This is a genomic window from Streptomyces sp. NPDC058308 (genome assembly GCF_042880275.1).
Lineage (GTDB): Bacteria > Actinomycetota > Actinomycetes > Streptomycetales > Streptomycetaceae > Streptomyces.
In genome coordinates this window covers 100,467-116,094 of record NZ_JBHVZA010000011.1, presented here as the reverse complement: position 1 = coordinate 116,094, position 15,628 = coordinate 100,467, and the positions used below count along the sequence as shown (strand labels likewise).

Genomic DNA, 15,628 nt, shown 5'->3' with positions numbered 1-15,628 from the left:
TTCGGTGCCGGCCGCCCTCTTCGTGAGGGTGGCCGGCGCTGTGTTTTCCCCAGCCCCTCACACCCTCCCGGAGCGGACATGCCCGAGCTGCCCGAAGTCGAAGTCGTCCGGCGTGGTCTGGAGCGGTGGGTCAGCGGGCGTCTCATCGGCGAGGTGCAGGTGCTGCACCCGCGTGCGGTGCGGCGGCACGTGGCGGGCGGTGCGGACTTCGCGGCCCGGCTGACCGGGCACCGGATGGGGCTCGCCCAGCGGCGCGGCAAGTACCTGTGGCTGCCGCTCGCCGACTCCGCGCAGTCCGTCCTGGCCCATCTGGGCATGAGCGGGCAGCTTCTGGTGCAGCCCCAAGAGGCCCCGGACGAGAAGCACTTGAGGATCCGGATGCGCTTCGCGGACGAGCAGGGCACCGAGCTCCGCTTTGTCGACCAGCGCACCTTCGGCGGGCTCTCGCTGCACGACAACACCGCCGACGGCCTGCCCGACGTCATCGCGCACATCGCGCGCGACCCGCTGGACGCCGCGTTCGACGACGACGCCTTCCATCAGGCGCTGCGCGGCCGCCGTACGACGATCAAGCGGGCGCTGCTCGACCAGTCGCTGATCAGCGGCGTCGGCAACATCTACGCGGACGAGGCGCTGTGGCGGTCGAGGCTGCACTACGAGCGGCCCACCGGCACCTTCACGCGCCCGCGCACGGCCGAACTCCTGGGCCACGTAAGGGACGTGATGAACGCGGCCCTCGCCGTCGGCGGCACCAGCTTCGACAGCCTCTACGTCAATGTGAACGGCGAATCGGGCTACTTCGAGCGGTCGTTGGACGCCTACGGCCGGGAGGACGAGCCGTGCCGCCGCTGCGGTACGGCGATCCGCCGGCGCCCCTGGATGAACCGGTCCAGCTACTTCTGCCCCCGCTGTCAGCGGGCGCCGCGCGCCTCGTCGTAACGTTCCCGCGCCCGCAGCACCTCGTCCTGCCTGCCCTCCACGCAGCGGATCAGGGCGAGCAGCCGCTCGGTGATCTCCTGTCCCAGCGGGGTGAGTCGGTAGTCCACGCGCGGCGGGTTGGTCGGCTGTGCGGTGCGGTGCACCAGGCCGTCGCGCTCAAGGGCGTGCAGGGTCTGGGAGAGCATCTTCTCGCTGACGCCGTCGACGCGGCGGCGCAGTTCGTTGAAACGGAACGTCCCCTCGTGCAGAGCTCCGAGGGTGAGCGCACCCCAGCGTCCGGTGACGTGCTCCAGCGTGGCCCGGGAGGGGCACTGCCGGGAGAACACGTCGTACGCCAGGTCGGTGGGTTCCATGCGGATACCTTACTCCCGCGCAGCGCTAACCAATGGTTAGTGCTAAGAGTGAGGGGGAGCGCGAGCGGTGCCGCGCGACCGTCAGAAGCCGAAGTCCTGCGTCCACCACGGGCCGCCCGGCGCGAAGTGCACGCCGACGCCCAGGGTCTTGTAGTCGCAGTTGAGGATGTTGGCACGGTGGCCCGGGCTGTCCATCCAGGCAGCCATCACGGACCGGGCGTCGGCCTGCCCGCGCGCGATGTTCTCGCCGCCCAGGCCGGAGATGCCCGCCTTGTCGGCGCGGTCCCAGGGCGTCGCGCCGTCCGGGTCGGTGTGGTCGAAGAAGTCGCGCTCGGCCATGTCGGCGCTGAAGGCGCCGGCCAGCGCCGCGAGCCGGTCGTCGGCCTGCACCGGACGGCAGCCCGCCTTGGCCCGCTCCTGGTTGACCAGGGTGATCACCTCGGCCTCGGCCTTGACCTCGTCGGAGGAGGACCGGGAGTCCGCCGGGGGAGTCGTGGGCTTCTTCTCGGGCGTACGGGACGGGCTCGGCGGCGCCGGCTTCTTCTCGTCGGCGTGCGGCTCGGTGCGCGGCTTCGGTGCCTTGGGCGTCGGCTTCTGGGCCGGAGTCCTCGACGGCTTGGGGCCTGCCTTGGAGGGAGCGGGCGCCGGCGCCTCGGAGCGGTCGGTGCCACGGCTCGGCGTCGGCTCGGCGCGCTCGGCCCTGTCACCCGATCCGCCCTGGGCGTCCACCTCGGTCGGCGCGGCCGCGGAGCGTACCTTGCCCGCGTCGCTCCCGCCGCCCAGCTGATAGCTGTCGGAACCCGGGAGCACGCCCGCGGCGACCGCGACGGCACCCATCGCGACGGCGGCCGAGACGCCGAGCAGACCCGTGCGGACCGGGGCGGAGGCGCGGCCCTTGCGGCGGTGCGACACCGTCCCCGGAGGGTGCTGAGGGTTCTCAGGGGTGGCGGCGGCCTGTCCAGCGCCGGAGCGTCGGTGGCGTCCCATCTCCTGGCCTTTCGTCCTTATGATCAACGTGACTCACCCATATGGGTGAGGCTCATCGAGTCGCGACTGTACGCGATGGCGCATGGGCACGAAGTGCCTCCTGAGCAATTGGCCGGTTAGCGTGCACCCATGAATGAAGACGTGCGACTCACCGCCTGGGTGCGAGGACGCGTACAGGCCGTGGGATTCCGCTGGTTCACGCGGGCCAAGGCGCTGGAGATCGGTTCCCTGAGTGGTTTTGCTCTCAATCTGGAGGACGGCCGCGTACAGGTCGTCGCCGAAGGCCCCCGGGTGGGCTGCCAGAAACTGCTCGACTGGCTCCGCGAGGGCGACACACCCGGGCGGGTCGACGGAGTCACCGAGATCTGGGACACACCACGTGGCATATACGAGACCTTCGCCATCCGGTGACCGTGACCGGGCGAGACGTCTCAGGACGGGGTCGACGGGGTGCGGGACGCGTGTCCCGGGCAACTGCCTGAGGCAGAAAAAGCCTGGTGGTTGCCAAGAACCGCTTGCCGTGGCAGGCTCCCCAGGTAAGGATGATCTCCACGCCCCCAGGGCCCCGAAGGAGTAGCACCGCCGCCCGTTCCAGGGCCGCGTGCCCCCGGGTCGCCCGCCAATACGGGGTGTGATCGTGTTGACCGTCAAACTTTTTGGTGAGACTCTGGAAGCCCCGCGCACCTTAGCTGTTTGGCATGTGAGAACGGCCAGCAAGACCCCAGCAGAACAACAAGTGCCAAGCACCGCGGGTGCGATTCCCTCACGACCCACACCGCTTCGGTCGGTCACTCAGTGTGGAGGACCATCCATCATGGCAAAGGCGCTTCTCGGTTACGTCGGCGGCAGCGACCCGCGACTCCTCGCCGAGATGCGACGGCTCCAGCAGCGCGTACAGGACCTGGAATCCGAGCTCGGTCGGATTCAGGCGGAGAACGACGCGCTCGCGGCTGCCGCTTCTCACGAATCGCTCCTCGAGAGCATCGACGTACCCCAGGCGGAGCCTGCGCTCACCTGACCACTAAACGATCACTAATTCACAGGGACTTTCTGCACATGCGTCCCTGATAAGCAACCGGTCAGGCTGTTCGTGTCAGCCGCTTGTTTCAAGATCTGCAAGGGACGCTTCGGCGTCCCTTCTTTCTTTCCCGCTCCCGCATACGTTCCGTCCCCGCATATGCCGCTTCCTTTACCGTCTGATGTGCCCTGCACCTTCATCGGTGAAACGGCCACTGAAAGGTAGAGTCCGACGGCGTGCATCTCAAGGCCCTTACCCTGCGCGGTTTCAAGTCCTTCGCGTCCGCCACGACGCTGAAGTTCGAGCCGGGCATCACCTGCGTCGTCGGACCCAACGGCTCCGGCAAGTCCAATGTCGTGGACGCGCTGAGCTGGGTCATGGGCGAGCAGGGCGCCAAGTCCCTGCGCGGCGGCAAGATGGAGGACGTCATCTTCGCCGGCACCACCGGGCGGCCCCCGCTCGGCCGCGCCGAGGTGTCCCTCACCATCGACAACTCCGACGGCGCGCTGCCCATCGAGTACGCCGAAGTCACCATCACGCGGATCATGTTCCGCAACGGGGGCAGCGAGTACCAGATCAACGGCGACACCTGCCGTCTCCTCGACATCCAGGAACTGCTCTCCGACTCCGGCATCGGACGGGAGATGCACGTCATCGTCGGGCAGGGCCAGCTCGACGGAGTGCTGCACGCCGACCCGATGGGGCGGCGCGCGTTCATCGAAGAGGCCTCGGGTGTCCTCAAGCACCGCAAGCGCAAGGAGAAGGCCCTGCGCAAGCTCGACGCGATGCAGGCCAACCTCGCGCGCGTACAGGACCTCACCGACGAGCTGCGGCGCCAGCTCAAGCCGCTGGGCCGGCAGGCCGCCGTCGCACGCCGGGCCGCCGTCATCCAGGCCGACCTGCGCGACGCCCGCCTGCGGCTGCTCGCCGACGATCTCGTACGGCTGCGCGAGACGCTGAACGCGGAGGTCGCCGACGAAGCCGCGCTCAAGGCACGCAAGGAGGGCGCGGAGGCCGAGCTGAAGGCCGCCCTGCAGCGCGAGGCGGAGCTGGAGGGAGAGGTGCGGCGCCTCACGCCGCGCCTGCAGCGGGCCCAGCAGACCTGGTACGAGCTGTCCCAGCTGGCCGAGCGGGTGCGCGGCACCGTCTCGCTGGCCGACGCCCGGGTCAAGAGCGCCACCGCCGCGCCCCCCGAGGAGCGGCGCGGCCGCGACCCCGAGGACATGGAGCGCGAGGCCGCCCGGATCCGCGAGCAGGAGGCCGAGCTCGAAGCCGCGCTTGAGGCCGCCGAACACGCCCTGGAGGACACGGTCGCCCACCGGGCCGAGCTCGAACAGCAGCTGGCCGTCGAGGAGCGCAGGCTCAAGGACGTGGCGCGGTCCATCGCCGACCGGCGCGAAGGACTCGCCCGGCTGAGCGGGCAGGTCGGCGCGGCGCGTTCGCGGGCGGCGTCCGCCCAGGCCGAGATCGACCGGCTCGCCGCCGCCCGGGACGAGGCCGCCGAGCGCGCGGTCACGGCCCAGGAGGAGTACGAGCAGCTCAAGGCCGAGGTCGACGGGCTCGACGCCGACGACGCGGAGCTCGGCGAGCGGCACGACGCGGCGAAGCGGGAGCTCGCCGAGGCCGAGGCCGCGCTCGCCGCGGCGCGGGAGGCGGCGACCGGCGCCGAGCGCAAGCGGGCCGCGGTCGCCGCCCGGCACGACGCGCTCGCGCTCGGCCTGCGGCGCAAGGACGGCACCGGCGCGCTGCTCGCCGCCGGGGAGCAGCTCACCGGGCTGCTCGGCCCGGCCGCCGCCCTGCTCACCGTGGCCCCCGGCTTCGAGGTTCCGGTCGCGGCCGCGCTCGGTGCCTGCGCCGACGCCATCGCCGTGAGCGGTCCGAGCACGGCCGCCGAGGCCATCCGCCTGCTCCGCAAGCAGGACGCGGGGCGGGCCGCGCTGCTGCTCGGCGGCGCCACGGACGAGGCGCGCGAGGAGCGCCCCGAGGGGCCGCCGCTGGTCGCCGATCTCGTACGGGGGCCCGAGGAGTTGCTGCCCGCCGTGCGGCGGCTGCTGCGCGGCATCGTCGCGGTGGGGACGCTGGAGGACGCCGAGGACCTGGTCTACGCACACCCCGCACTGACCGCTGTCACCGCCGAAGGGGACCTGCTCGGGGCGCACTTCGCGCAGGGCGGGTCCGCGGGGGCGCCGAGCCTGCTCGAAGTGCAGGCCTCCGTCGACGAAGCAGCCGCCGAGCTGGAACAACTCGGCGCGCAGTGCGAGCAGTTGGCCGTCGATCAGGAGCGGGCCGGGCAGCGACGCAAGGAATGCGCCGCGCTCGTCGAGGAGTTGGGGGAGCGGCGTAGGGCCGCCGACCGCGAGAAGTCGTCCGTGGCGCAGCAGTTGGGGCGGCTCGCCGGGCAGGCGCGGGGCGCCGCGGGGGAGGCCGAGCGGTCCGCCGCCGCGGCGGCGAAGGCACAGGACGCGCTGGACAGGGCTCTTGAGGAGGCCGAGGAACTCGCCGAGCGGCTCGCCGTCGCCGAGGAGGCGTCCCCCTCGGGAGAAGGAGAGGAGGAGCCGGACACCGCCGTGCGCGACCGGCTCGCCGCCGACGGGGCCAACGCCCGGCAGACCGAGATGGAGGCCCGGCTCCAGGCCCGTACGCACGAGGAGCGGGTCAAGGCGCTCGCGGGCCGCGCGGACTCCCTGGACCGGGCCGCCCGCGCCGAACGCGAGGCACGCGCGCGTGCCGAACAGCGCAGGGCCCGGCTGCGCCACGAGGCGGCGGTGGCCGGAGCCGTCGCGTCCGGCGGGCGCCAGCTGCTCGCCCACGTCGAGGTCTCCCTCGTACGGGCGCAGGAGGAGCGGGCCGCGGCCGAGCGTGCCAAGGAGGCGCGGGAGCGGGATCTGGTGGCCGAGCGCGGCCGGGGCAGGGACCTCAAGGCCGAACTCGACAAATTGACTGATTCAGTTCACCGCGGCGAGGTACTGGGTGCCGAGAAGCGGCTGCGGATCGAGCAGCTGGAGGCCAAGGCACTGGAGGAGCTCGGTGTGGAACCGGCGGGACTCGTGGCGGACTACGGTCCGGATCAGCTCGTACCGGCCTCGCCCCCCGCCGAGGGTGAGGAGCTGCCCGATGCCGATGATCCGCGGAGCAAGCCGGTGCCCTTCGTCCGCGCCGAGCAGGAGAAGCGGCTCAGGTCAGCCGAACGGGCGTATCAGCAGCTCGGAAAAGTGAACCCGCTGGCCCTTGAGGAGTTCGCGGCGCTGGAGGAGCGGCACAAGTTCCTGAGCGAGCAGCTCGAAGACCTGAAGAAGACGCGGGCCGACCTCCTCCAGGTGGTGAAGGAGGTCGACGAGCGCGTCGAGCAGGTCTTCACCGAGGCTTACTACGACACGGCCCGCGAGTTCGAGGGTGTCTTCTCCCGGCTCTTCCCAGGCGGCGAGGGGCGGCTGATCCTGACCGACCCCGACAACATGCTCACCACCGGCGTGGACGTCGAGGCCCGGCCGCCCGGCAAGAAGGTCAAGCGGCTCTCGCTGCTGTCCGGCGGCGAGCGGTCGCTGACGGCCGTGGCGTTGCTCGTCTCGATCTTCAAGGCGCGGCCCAGTCCGTTCTACGTGATGGACGAGGTCGAGGCGGCGCTCGACGACACCAACCTGCAGCGGCTCATCCGCATCATGCAGGAGCTGCAGGAGGCCTCGCAGCTCATCGTGATCACGCACCAGAAGCGCACGATGGAGGTCGCCGACGCGCTGTACGGCGTCTCGATGCAGGGCGACGGCGTCTCGAAGGTGATCAGCCAACGGCTCCGCTAGGCACTCTTCAACGCTTCAAGACTTGAACCTATGCGGGCTCAGGGTGCTCATAAATTCACAGCTGCCCCCCTATTGACTTCGAAACTTGAAGGCATAGTCTCTGCAACGTTGCTTTTACCTTCAGGTGGTGGGCGGCGTGAAGTTGTGCGCCACTTGAAGAGCTCGCCCCCACCCCCGGCAGCGCTGCCGGTGGCCCGAGGAGTACACGTGACCAGCACATCGCAGGCGCCCCAGTCCGGAGCCAGAGAGGCCCACCCGGACCATCTCGGACATGTCATCTTCATTACGGCGGCCGCCGCGATGGGTGGCTTCCTCTTCGGCTACGACAGTTCGGTGATCAACGGCGCGACCGTCGCCATCCAGCACCGATTCGACGTCGACGCCAACATGCTCGGCTGGATCATTGCGACCGCGCTGCTCGGCTGTGCCGTCGGTGCCGCCATCGCAGGCCGCATCGCGGACCGCATCGGCCGCATCCGCTGCATGCAGATCGCCGCCGTGCTCTTCGCGGCCAGCGCGATCGGCTCGTCCCTGCCCTTCGCGGCCTGGGACCTCACCATGTGGCGCCTCATCGGCGGCATCGGCATCGGCATGGCCTCGGTGATCGGCCCGGCGTACATCGCCGAGGTCGCCCCGCCCGCCTACCGCGGCCGGCTCGCCTCGTTCCAGCAGGCCGCGATCGTCATCGGCATCGCCGTCTCCCAGCTGGTCAACTGGGGCATCCTGAACATGGCCGACGGTGACCAGCGCGGCAAGCTGATGGGCCTTGAGGCCTGGCAGTGGATGCTCGGCGTCATGGTCATCCCCGCCCTGCTCTACGGGCTGCTGTCCTTCATCATCCCCGAGTCGCCGCGCTTTTTGATCTCGGCCGGCAAGCAGGCCGAGGCGAAGAAGGTCCTCGGCGAGGTCGAGGGGCAGCACATCGACCTGGACGCGCGCGTGCAGGAGATCGAGACGGGCCTGCACCGGGAGCACAAGCCTTCCTTCAAGGACCTCCTCGGCAAGGTCGGCTTCCTCCCGATCGTCTGGATCGGCATCGGGCTCTCGGTCTTCCAGCAGCTCGTCGGCATCAACGTGATCTTCTACTACTCGAACCAGCTGTGGCAGTCGATCGGCAAGGACCCGTCCAGCTCGTTCCTGTACTCGTTCGAGACGTCGATCGTGAACATCATCGGCACGGTCATCGCGATGATCTTCGTCGACCGCATCGGCCGCAAGCCGCTGGCGATCATCGGCTCCGCGGGCATGGCGGCCGCGCTGTTCACCATGGCGTGGGCGTTCTCGTACAAGACCGGCTCCGGCGACAACGTCTCGCTGCCCAATGCGCAGGGCCTGACCGCGATCATCGCCGCCAACGCCTTCGTGCTCTTCTTCGCCCTCTCCTGGGGCGTGGTGGTCTGGGTGCTGCTCGGCGAGATCTTCCCGAACCGGATCCGCGCCGCGGCGCTCGGTGTCGCCGCCGCCGCCCAGTGGCTCGCCAACTTCGCGATCACCAAGACCTTCCCGAGCATGTCCGAGTGGTCCCTGACCGGCTCGTACATCATCTATGGCGCCTTCGCCGCCATCTCGATCCCCTTCGTCATGAAGTTCGTCAAGGAGACGAAGGGCAAGGCCCTGGAGGAGATGGGCTAAACCCCGCTGCCCCCCTCCTCTTCAGGAAGCTGCCCCGGCTGAAGGACTCGTGCTCACTTGTCCTTGAGCCGGGGCAGTACGTTTTCGCAGAAGTGGTGCAGGCTGCGCCAGCCCTCGTCGACGGGCATGCCGCCGGAGAGCGGATGCAGGACGAGGCTGCCCGCGCCGTTCTTCGCGTACGTCACGCACTCGTCGGGCGTCAGGATGCGGTAGACGCCCTCGTCGCGCAGCTCCGTCACCGTCGTGGCCGACGACTTCACCGCCGAGCGGATGTCCTTGGACTGCCAGGAGGCGTACGTGCGCGCCTCGTGCAGGAAGTGCTCGCCGTGCTCGGCCCACGTGCGCTCGGGGTCGTCGGCGATGTGCAGGAGCGGGGTCTCGGCGGCGGGCATCATCGTCCAGCCCTCGGTGCCGTGCTCCGCGCGATGCGCGTCGTAGTACGCCTCAAGCTCGGGCAGGTGGGCGCTGGGGAAGAACGGCAGGCCGAGCCGGGCCGCGCGCCGGGCCGCCGCCTTCGAGGAGCCGCCGACCAGGAGCAGCGGGTGCGGCTGGGTGAAGGGCCGCGGCGTGACGCGCGCGGTGCGGCCGCGGAAGGTGAAGGGCTCACCCGTCCAGGCCTTGAGCAGCGTCTCCAGGAGCTCGTCCTGGAGCCCTCCGCGGTGCTCCCAGTCGACGCCCGCCTGCGCGTACTCCTCGGGCCGGTAGCCGATCCCCGCCACCGTGACCAGGCGTCCCGCGCTCAGCAGGTCGAGTACGGCGATGTCCTCGGCGAGCCGCAGCGGGTCGTGCAGCGGGCCGATGACCGCGGACACCGTCACGGTGATGCGCCGGGTCGCGCCGAAGACGGCGCCCGCGAAGGTGAACGGCGAGGAGATCCAGTTGTTCTCCGTGCCGTGGTGTTCCTCGGTCTGGACGGTGGAGATGCCGCGGTCGTCCGCGTAGGCGGCCATCTCCAGGGCGGTCCGGTAGCGCTCGCTCAGGGATGCGGGCGTCGCCGCGGGATCGACGAGGTTGAAACGTACGACTGTGGCGGGCATGGGAACGTCCCCCTTCACCGTGCGTGGGCGGCGAAGGGGGACGTTAGTTGACGCGATGTCAGATGGATAGCCTCGTACGGGAGTTGGATCGAACCGTGGCGAGGATGGCGAGGATGGCGAGGATCAGGCGGATACCAGCTCGGTGTCGCCCTCGCCCTTGCCGTCCGGGGCCGCCGCGGGCCGCTCGACCAGCGGGGTCTTCGGCAGGATCGCGTACAGCAGCGCGGCGATGACGATCGTGGTCAGCCAGCCCAGGCCGTGCCGGCCGATCCAGGACGTGGCGAGCGGGCCGCTGAACCAGTCGACCTTGGTGAAGAGCAGGCCCCCCACCAGGGCGATCGCCCACGCCGTCATGGCCTGCCAGGCGAAGCCCGCCTTGTACCAGTAGGCGCTGGTGCGCTTGGTGTCCATCAGCGCCTCGCCGTCGTACGTCTTGCGGCGCAGCATGTCGACGCCGAAGACGCCGATCCAGGCGGAGAACGCGACCGCGAGCAGCGTGAGGAAGGAGATGAACGAGCCCATGAAGCTGGTCGCCACGTTCATCAGGATGTAGCCGAAGATCAGGCTGATCACGGCGTTCACGCTGACCGCCCAGGTGCGCGGGACCTTGATGCCGAGCGTCATGGCGGTGAAGCCCGCGGAGTACATCGACATGGAGTTGATCAGCAGCATGCCGATGAGCGCCATGAGGAGGTACGGCACCGCGATCCACATCGGGAGCAGTTCGCCGAGGAAGGAGACCGGGTCCTGCGCCGAGGAGAGCTTCGGGTCGGAGACCGCCATGACGGCGCCCATCAGGACCATCGGGACGACGACGATGCCGGCGCCGCCGATGGCGTGGCCGATGAGCGGCTTGTTGGAGGCCGCGCGCGGCAGGTACCGGGTGAAGTCGGGGCCGGTGGGCACCCAGCTGATGCCGCCGGCGGCGATCGTGCCGACGCCCGCGACCATCATCGCGGTGGAGCCCGCGGGCTTGTCGAAGACGGCGGACCAGTCGGTCTCGGCGAGGAGGTAGATCAGCACCAGGACGCTGAAGGCGCCGAAGGCGTACGTCGACCAGGTGCTGCAGATGTGCAGGATCTTCCTGCCGAGGCCGCTGATCAGGAACGTGCAGGTGACGAAGGCGACCAGGGTGACGACGGTCAGCCAGGTGCTCGACTCCACGCCGAAGCAGATGTTCAGGACAGTGATGATCGCGTACGCGCCGGTGACCGCGTTGATCGTCTCCCAGCCCCAGCGGGCCACCCAGATGAGGGCGCCGGGGAAGAGGTTGCCCCGCTGGCCGAAGACCGCGCGGGAGAGCGTCATGCCGGGCGACCCGCCGCGCTTGCCCGCGATCGAGATCAGGCCGACCATGCCGTAGCTCAGCAGGGGCGAGACGAGCGCGACGACCAGGACCTGCCAGATGTTCAGGCCGTTGGAGACGATCAGGCCCGCGCCCATGGTCAGCAGCAGGACGCTGATGTTGGCCGCTACCCAGGTGGGGAAGAGCTCACGGGTCCTGCCCGTGCGCTCGGCGTCCGGGACGGGCTCAAGGCCGCGCGTCTCGAGGGCGCCTTCGGATTCGGCGGTGGTGCTGCTCATGGGGGTGGGTCCGTGCCTCTCACTCGGATCGCAACGTCGCGATCCGCCGGTGGGGGTGATTCGCGATGGACTCTACGCGCGTTGATGCGGGGACCTCCATCGTACTTTAGTCCGAGTAGTGCCCTCCCAGGGCATATGTTCTTTGGAGGAAACTCCAAACTGGGCCTCTCTTGGTGGCATGGCCGATACTGGACGGGTTATGGAAATCGTCATCCTTGCTGTAGTCATCGCCGTGGTCGTGATCGGCGCGCTCGGCGGGCTCGTGATCGGCAGCCGCAAGAAGAAGCAGCTGCCCCCGCAGGCCCCGTCCTCCGCGCCCACCATCACCGCCCCTCCCGCCGAACCGAAGGTCGGCGAAGAGGCCGAGACGCCGCGCGACGAACCGCGCCGCACGATCGAGGAGGTGGAACTCCCGCTCGTCGAGCCGTCGGCCACGGCCCCGGTCGTCGTCGAGGAGCCGGTCGCCGAAGAACCGGCCGCACCGGAGATCGAGACCCCCGAACCCGCCGCCGGCCGCATGGTCCGGCTGCGCGCCCGGCTCTCCCGCTCGCAGAACGCGCTCGGCAAGGGGCTGCTCACGCTGCTGTCCCGCGAGCACCTCGACGAGGACACCTGGGAGGAGATCGAGGACACGCTGCTCACCGCGGACGTCGGTGTCGCGCCCACCCAGGAGCTCGTGGAGCGGCTGCGCGAGCGCGTGCGCGTGCTCGGCACCCGCACCCCTGACGAGCTGCGCACCCTGCTCCGCGAGGAGCTCCTCACGCTCGTCGGCGCGGATCTCGACCGCACCGTGAAGACCGAGTCCGGCCTGGAGACGCCGGGCATCGTGATGGTCGTCGGGGTCAACGGCACCGGCAAGACCACCACCACGGGCAAGCTCGCGCGCGTCCTCGTCGCCGACGGCCGCTCGGTCGTCCTCGGCGCCGCCGACACCTTCCGCGCCGCCGCCGCCGACCAGCTGCAGACCTGGGGCGAGCGCGTCGGCGCCCGTACGGTCCGCGGCCCCGAGGGCGGCGACCCCGCGTCGATCGCCTTCGACGCGGTCAAGGAGGGCATCGCGGAGGGCGCCGACGTCGTCCTCATCGACACCGCGGGCCGGCTGCACACCAAGACCGGCCTCATGGACGAGCTCGGCAAGGTCAAGCGCGTCGTCGAGAAGCACGCCCCGCTCGACGAGGTGCTGCTCGTCCTCGACGCCACGACCGGCCAGAACGGCCTGGTGCAGGCGCGGGTCTTCGCCGAGGTCGTCGACATCACGGGCATCGTCCTCACGAAGCTGGACGGCACCGCCAAGGGCGGCATCGTCGTCGCCGTACAGCGCGAACTGGGCGTGCCGGTCAAGCTGGTGGGCCTCGGCGAGGGCGCGGACGACCTGGCTCCCTTCGAGCCCGAGGCGTTCGTGGACGCGCTCATCGGGGACTGAATCGGGGACCGGATCGGGGACCGGCCGGTCCGCGCCGTCGTACGTACGTGAAGTTCCCGCAGGAAGAAGGGCCCCCTCGCACGGTGCAGGTGCGAGGGGGCCCTTCCGTTCCTGGTCCCTGGAGGGCCGGTTCCTGGAAGGTCGGTTCCCGGTCCCTTGAGGGCCGTCCCGTGCGCTACGCGGGGGACCGGTGCGCGACGTACGCCAGCGTGCCGAGCAGGAGCCGCGCCTGCGGCGGATGCGTCGCCGTGTCGAGCGCGGGGGAGCGGAGCCAGCGGACCGGGCCGAGGCCGCCGCGGTCCGACGGCGGCGCGGTGATGTGGGCGCCGTGGCCCAGGCCGTGCAGATCCAGGGCGGCGCCGTCCCAGCCCATGCGGTAGAGCAGCTGGGGGAGTTCGGTCGCGGCGCCGGGGGCGACGAAGAACTGCGCCCGGCCGTCGGGCGTGACCGCCACCGGGCCCAGCGGAAGCCCCATCCGCTCCAGCCGGAACAGGGCGCGCCGCCCGGCCGTCTCCGCCACCTCCAGCACGTCGAACGCGCGCCCGACCGGAAGCAGCACGGCCGCGCCGGGGAACTCGGCCCAGGCGTCGGCCACTTCGTCGAGCGTGGCCCCGGCCGGGACCTCGGGGGCGAAGTCCAGCGGGTGGGCGCCGGGGGCGGCGCAGTCGGCGGCTCCGCACGAGCAGGCACCGTCCAGGGTCCGGGCGCCGGGCACCGCAGCCCAGCCCCACAGGCCGGTGTACTCCGCGACCGTGGTGCAGTCCGACGTGCGGCCGCGCCGCCGTGATCCGGTCCGGGGCCTGTCGGTTCCCCGGGTGCCGCCGATCGTGAAGCCCATGCCCCCTCCAACGGGTCGAGCGTGCCGCGGTTACGTGACGGAATGGGATCGTGACCCTCTGTTGCGGGGCGGCGCTCGGTGGATTGGCGGGTGGTGCGCCCGATGTCGTGCGCCCCGTCGCACTCCGCTCCGCCCACTTTCGTCCGTCCTATGTCAAGTGAATCGCTTGTGGCGGTCCGGGAGTTCATTCGAAGGGGTGGCGAATGGTGGCGTTTCCGCAATCGCCCTCGCGAGAGGGGTGATCGTAGGATTACTTTCGGTGCATGGCCCTGGGAGTTCGAGCACCCGTGGGTATGCCGGAGGCAAGTCGGTTTCCTGTTCGATGGGTGACATTCTCCGGACGGACAGCCGCAAGACGCGGCATTCTGTTAGGGCTTGGCGTGGACAACGACCAAGTGGCTTGAGGGATGGGGGCGTTCCAGTGGGCGGCAACGGCGGAGGCGGAGTGAACGCTGAGAAGCGCCCCAACGAGATGCTCACGTCCTGGTTCGTGCGCAGCGGCTGGTCGAAGGGCGAGCTGGCCCGCCAGGTCAACCGCAGGGCACGCCAGCTGGGTGCCCACCACATTTCGACGGACACGTCGCGCGTGCGCCGCTGGCTGGACGGCGAGAATCCCCGCGAGCCGATTCCCCGCATCCTTTCTGAGCTCTTCTCCGAGCGGTTCGGCTGCGTCGTCGCCGTCGAGGACCTGGGCCTGCGCGCCGCGCACCGTACCCCGGCCTCCTCCGGGGTCGACCTGCCCTGGACCGGGCCGCAGACGGTCGCGCTCATGAGCGAGTTCTCGCGCAGCGACCTGATGCTCGCCCGCCGCGGCTTCCTCGGCACCTCGCTCGCGCTCTCCGCGGGCCCCGCCCTCATCGAGCCCATGCAGCGCTGGCTGGTGCCCTCGCCGTCCGCCTCGGCGCCCCCGGACCCCGAGGCCGCCGTCCCGCGCCGCCCCTCCCGGCTCTCCAAGCCCGAGCTCGACCTCCTTGAGTCCACGACGGTGATGTTCCGGCAGTGGGACGCCCAGTGCGGGGGAGGGCTCCGGCGCAAGGCCGTCGTCGGGCAGCTGCACGAAGTGACGGACCTGCTGCAGGAGCCCCAGCCCGAAGCCACCTCCAAGCGCCTCTTCAAGGTCGCGGGCGAACTGGCCGAGCTGGCGGGCTGGATGAGCTACGACGTGGGACTGCAGCCCACCGCCCAGAAGTACTTCGTCCTCGCCCTGCACGCCGCGAAGGAGGCGGGCGAGAAGCCCCTCGGGTCGTACATCCTCTCCAGCATGAGCCGCCAGATGATCCACCTCGGCCGGCCCGACGACGCCCTCGAACTGGTCCACCTCGCGCAGTACGGCAGCCGCGACTGCGCCAGCCCGCGCACCCAGGCCATGCTGTATGCGATGGAGGCCCGGGCGTACGCCAGCATGGGCCAGCCCGGCAAGTGCAAGCGGGCCGTGCGGATGGCCGAGGACACCTTCGCCGACGCCGAGGACTTCGGCGGGCCCGAGCCGGACTGGATCCGCTTCTTCTCCGAGGCCGAGCTCAACGGCGAGAACGCCCACTCGTACCGGGACCTGGCCTATGTGGCAGGCCGCAGCCCCACGTACGCCTCGCTCGCCGAGCCCGTCATGGACCGCGCCGTGGAGCTCTTCGAGAAGGACGCCGAGCACCAGCGTTCGTACGCGCTGAACCTCATCGGCAAGGCCACCGTCCACCTGCTCCAGCGCGAGCCCGAGCAGGGCACTGTCCTCGCCGGACAGGCCCTGAACATCGCCAAGAAGGTCCGCTCGGAGCGGGTCAACACCCGGCTGCGCAAGACCGTCGACACCGCCGTACGGGACTTCGGTGACGTCGCCGAAGTCCTGGAGATCACCGAACGGCTCGCCATCGAGATGCCGGAGACCGCGGAAGCGGTCTGAAGCCCGGCACGACCGGCCCCGGCCGCGGCAGGACCATCCCGAACAGCCCGACTCGGCTCCCCCATGCCAGGTCAGCCGGATGGCCGCCGCGGCCGGTTCTCATGCCCCGCGCGGGAGAGGGAA

Annotated in this window: 12 protein-coding genes; 7 read left to right on the top strand and 5 right to left on the bottom strand. The window is 70.4% G+C overall.

The genetic code is table 11. The features are described 5' to 3' along the window. The first annotated feature begins 78 nt into the window (after positions 1 to 78). Positions 79 to 939, top strand: coding sequence for a bifunctional DNA-formamidopyrimidine glycosylase/DNA-(apurinic or apyrimidinic site) lyase (mutM, locus tag ACFVYL_RS17260; protein WP_389716593.1), 861 nt, complete (start codon positions 79 to 81; stop codon positions 937 to 939). Here the strand turns inward: mutM and ACFVYL_RS17255 are convergent. Both ACFVYL_RS17255 and ACFVYL_RS17250 read right to left on the bottom strand, forming a co-directional pair. Further along, entirely contained in the window at positions 912 to 1,292 is a 381-nt protein-coding gene (locus ACFVYL_RS17255; protein WP_389716591.1) for a winged helix-turn-helix transcriptional regulator, read from the bottom strand. The two genes, mutM and ACFVYL_RS17255, sit on opposite strands and share 28 nt — an antisense overlap. An 81-nt stretch (positions 1,293 to 1,373) precedes the next feature. After that, positions 1,374 to 2,279 (bottom strand): CAP domain-containing protein, encoded by a 906-nt coding sequence (locus ACFVYL_RS17250; protein ID WP_389716589.1) that lies wholly within the window; start codon positions 2,277 to 2,279, stop codon positions 1,374 to 1,376. 129 nt (positions 2,280 to 2,408) lie between these two features. Between ACFVYL_RS17250 and ACFVYL_RS17245 the strand changes: the two genes are divergently transcribed. From ACFVYL_RS17245 to ACFVYL_RS17230, 4 genes are all read left to right on the top strand, one after another. After that, a complete protein-coding gene (locus tag ACFVYL_RS17245; protein ID WP_389716586.1) occupies positions 2,409 to 2,690 on the top strand; it encodes an acylphosphatase in 282 nt (93 codons plus the stop codon). A 403-nt stretch (positions 2,691 to 3,093) separates the two neighbouring features. Then, on the top strand, positions 3,094 to 3,297 hold the full coding sequence (locus ACFVYL_RS17240) for a hypothetical protein (protein ID WP_055551056.1): 204 nt from the start codon (positions 3,094 to 3,096) through the stop codon (positions 3,295 to 3,297). A 236-nt stretch (positions 3,298 to 3,533) separates the two neighbouring features. Further along, a complete protein-coding gene (gene smc, locus ACFVYL_RS17235) occupies positions 3,534 to 7,094 on the top strand; it encodes a chromosome segregation protein SMC (protein ID WP_389716583.1) in 3,561 nt (1,186 codons plus the stop codon). Positions 7,095 to 7,301: 207 nt separating this feature from the next. Further along, positions 7,302 to 8,726 carry a sugar porter family MFS transporter gene (locus ACFVYL_RS17230; RefSeq protein ID WP_389716581.1) on the top strand — a complete coding sequence of 475 codons (1,425 nt, stop codon included), beginning with the start codon at positions 7,302 to 7,304 and terminating at the stop codon, positions 8,724 to 8,726. 53 nt (positions 8,727 to 8,779) lie between these two features. On the opposite strand, the gene ACFVYL_RS17225 is transcribed toward ACFVYL_RS17230, so the two are convergent. Continuing rightward, entirely contained in the window at positions 8,780 to 9,763 is a 984-nt protein-coding gene (locus ACFVYL_RS17225; protein WP_389716579.1) for an LLM class flavin-dependent oxidoreductase, read from the bottom strand. Positions 9,764 to 9,886: 123 nt separating this feature from the next. Next, positions 9,887 to 11,347 carry a purine-cytosine permease family protein gene (locus tag ACFVYL_RS17220; protein ID WP_389716577.1) on the bottom strand — a complete coding sequence of 487 codons (1,461 nt, stop codon included), beginning with the start codon at positions 11,345 to 11,347 and terminating at the stop codon, positions 9,887 to 9,889. A gap of 199 nt (positions 11,348 to 11,546) precedes the next feature. On the opposite strand from ACFVYL_RS17220, the gene ftsY reads away from it, so the two are divergent. Further along, entirely contained in the window at positions 11,547 to 12,770 is a 1,224-nt protein-coding gene (gene ftsY, locus ACFVYL_RS17215; RefSeq protein ID WP_389716574.1) for a signal recognition particle-docking protein FtsY, read from the top strand. A 175-nt stretch (positions 12,771 to 12,945) separates the two neighbouring features. Here ftsY and ACFVYL_RS17210 read toward each other — a convergent pair whose 3' ends face one another. Continuing rightward, entirely contained in the window at positions 12,946 to 13,608 is a 663-nt protein-coding gene (locus tag ACFVYL_RS17210; RefSeq protein ID WP_389716572.1) for a bifunctional DNA primase/polymerase, read from the bottom strand. A 421-nt stretch (positions 13,609 to 14,029) separates the two neighbouring features. Here ACFVYL_RS17210 and ACFVYL_RS17205 point away from each other — a divergent pair, with 421 nt between their 5' ends. Continuing rightward, the gene (locus tag ACFVYL_RS17205) at positions 14,030 to 15,505 is read left to right on the top strand and encodes a hypothetical protein (RefSeq protein ID WP_389716569.1); all 1,476 of its coding nucleotides are present in this window, start codon (positions 14,030 to 14,032) and stop codon (positions 15,503 to 15,505) included. The last annotated feature ends 123 nt before the right edge of the window (positions 15,506 to 15,628 follow it).

Coding starts and splice junctions, on each gene's coding strand:
- mutM (WP_389716593.1), top strand. CDS start 79: ATGCCCGAGCTGCCCGAAGTCGAAGTCGTCCGGCGTGGTCTGGAGCGG.
- ACFVYL_RS17255 (WP_389716591.1), bottom strand. CDS start 1,292: ATGGAACCCACCGACCTGGCGTACGACGTGTTCTCCCGGCAGTGCCCC.
- ACFVYL_RS17250 (WP_389716589.1), bottom strand. CDS start 2,279: ATGGGACGCCACCGACGCTCCGGCGCTGGACAGGCCGCCGCCACCCCT.
- ACFVYL_RS17245 (WP_389716586.1), top strand. CDS start 2,409: ATGAATGAAGACGTGCGACTCACCGCCTGGGTGCGAGGACGCGTACAG.
- ACFVYL_RS17240 (WP_055551056.1), top strand. CDS start 3,094: ATGGCAAAGGCGCTTCTCGGTTACGTCGGCGGCAGCGACCCGCGACTC.
- ACFVYL_RS17225 (WP_389716579.1), bottom strand. CDS start 9,763: ATGCCCGCCACAGTCGTACGTTTCAACCTCGTCGATCCCGCGGCGACG.
- ACFVYL_RS17220 (WP_389716577.1), bottom strand. CDS start 11,347: ATGAGCAGCACCACCGCCGAATCCGAAGGCGCCCTCGAGACGCGCGGC.
- ftsY (WP_389716574.1), top strand. CDS start 11,547: ATGGAAATCGTCATCCTTGCTGTAGTCATCGCCGTGGTCGTGATCGGC.
- ACFVYL_RS17210 (WP_389716572.1), bottom strand. CDS start 13,608: ATGGGCTTCACGATCGGCGGCACCCGGGGAACCGACAGGCCCCGGACC.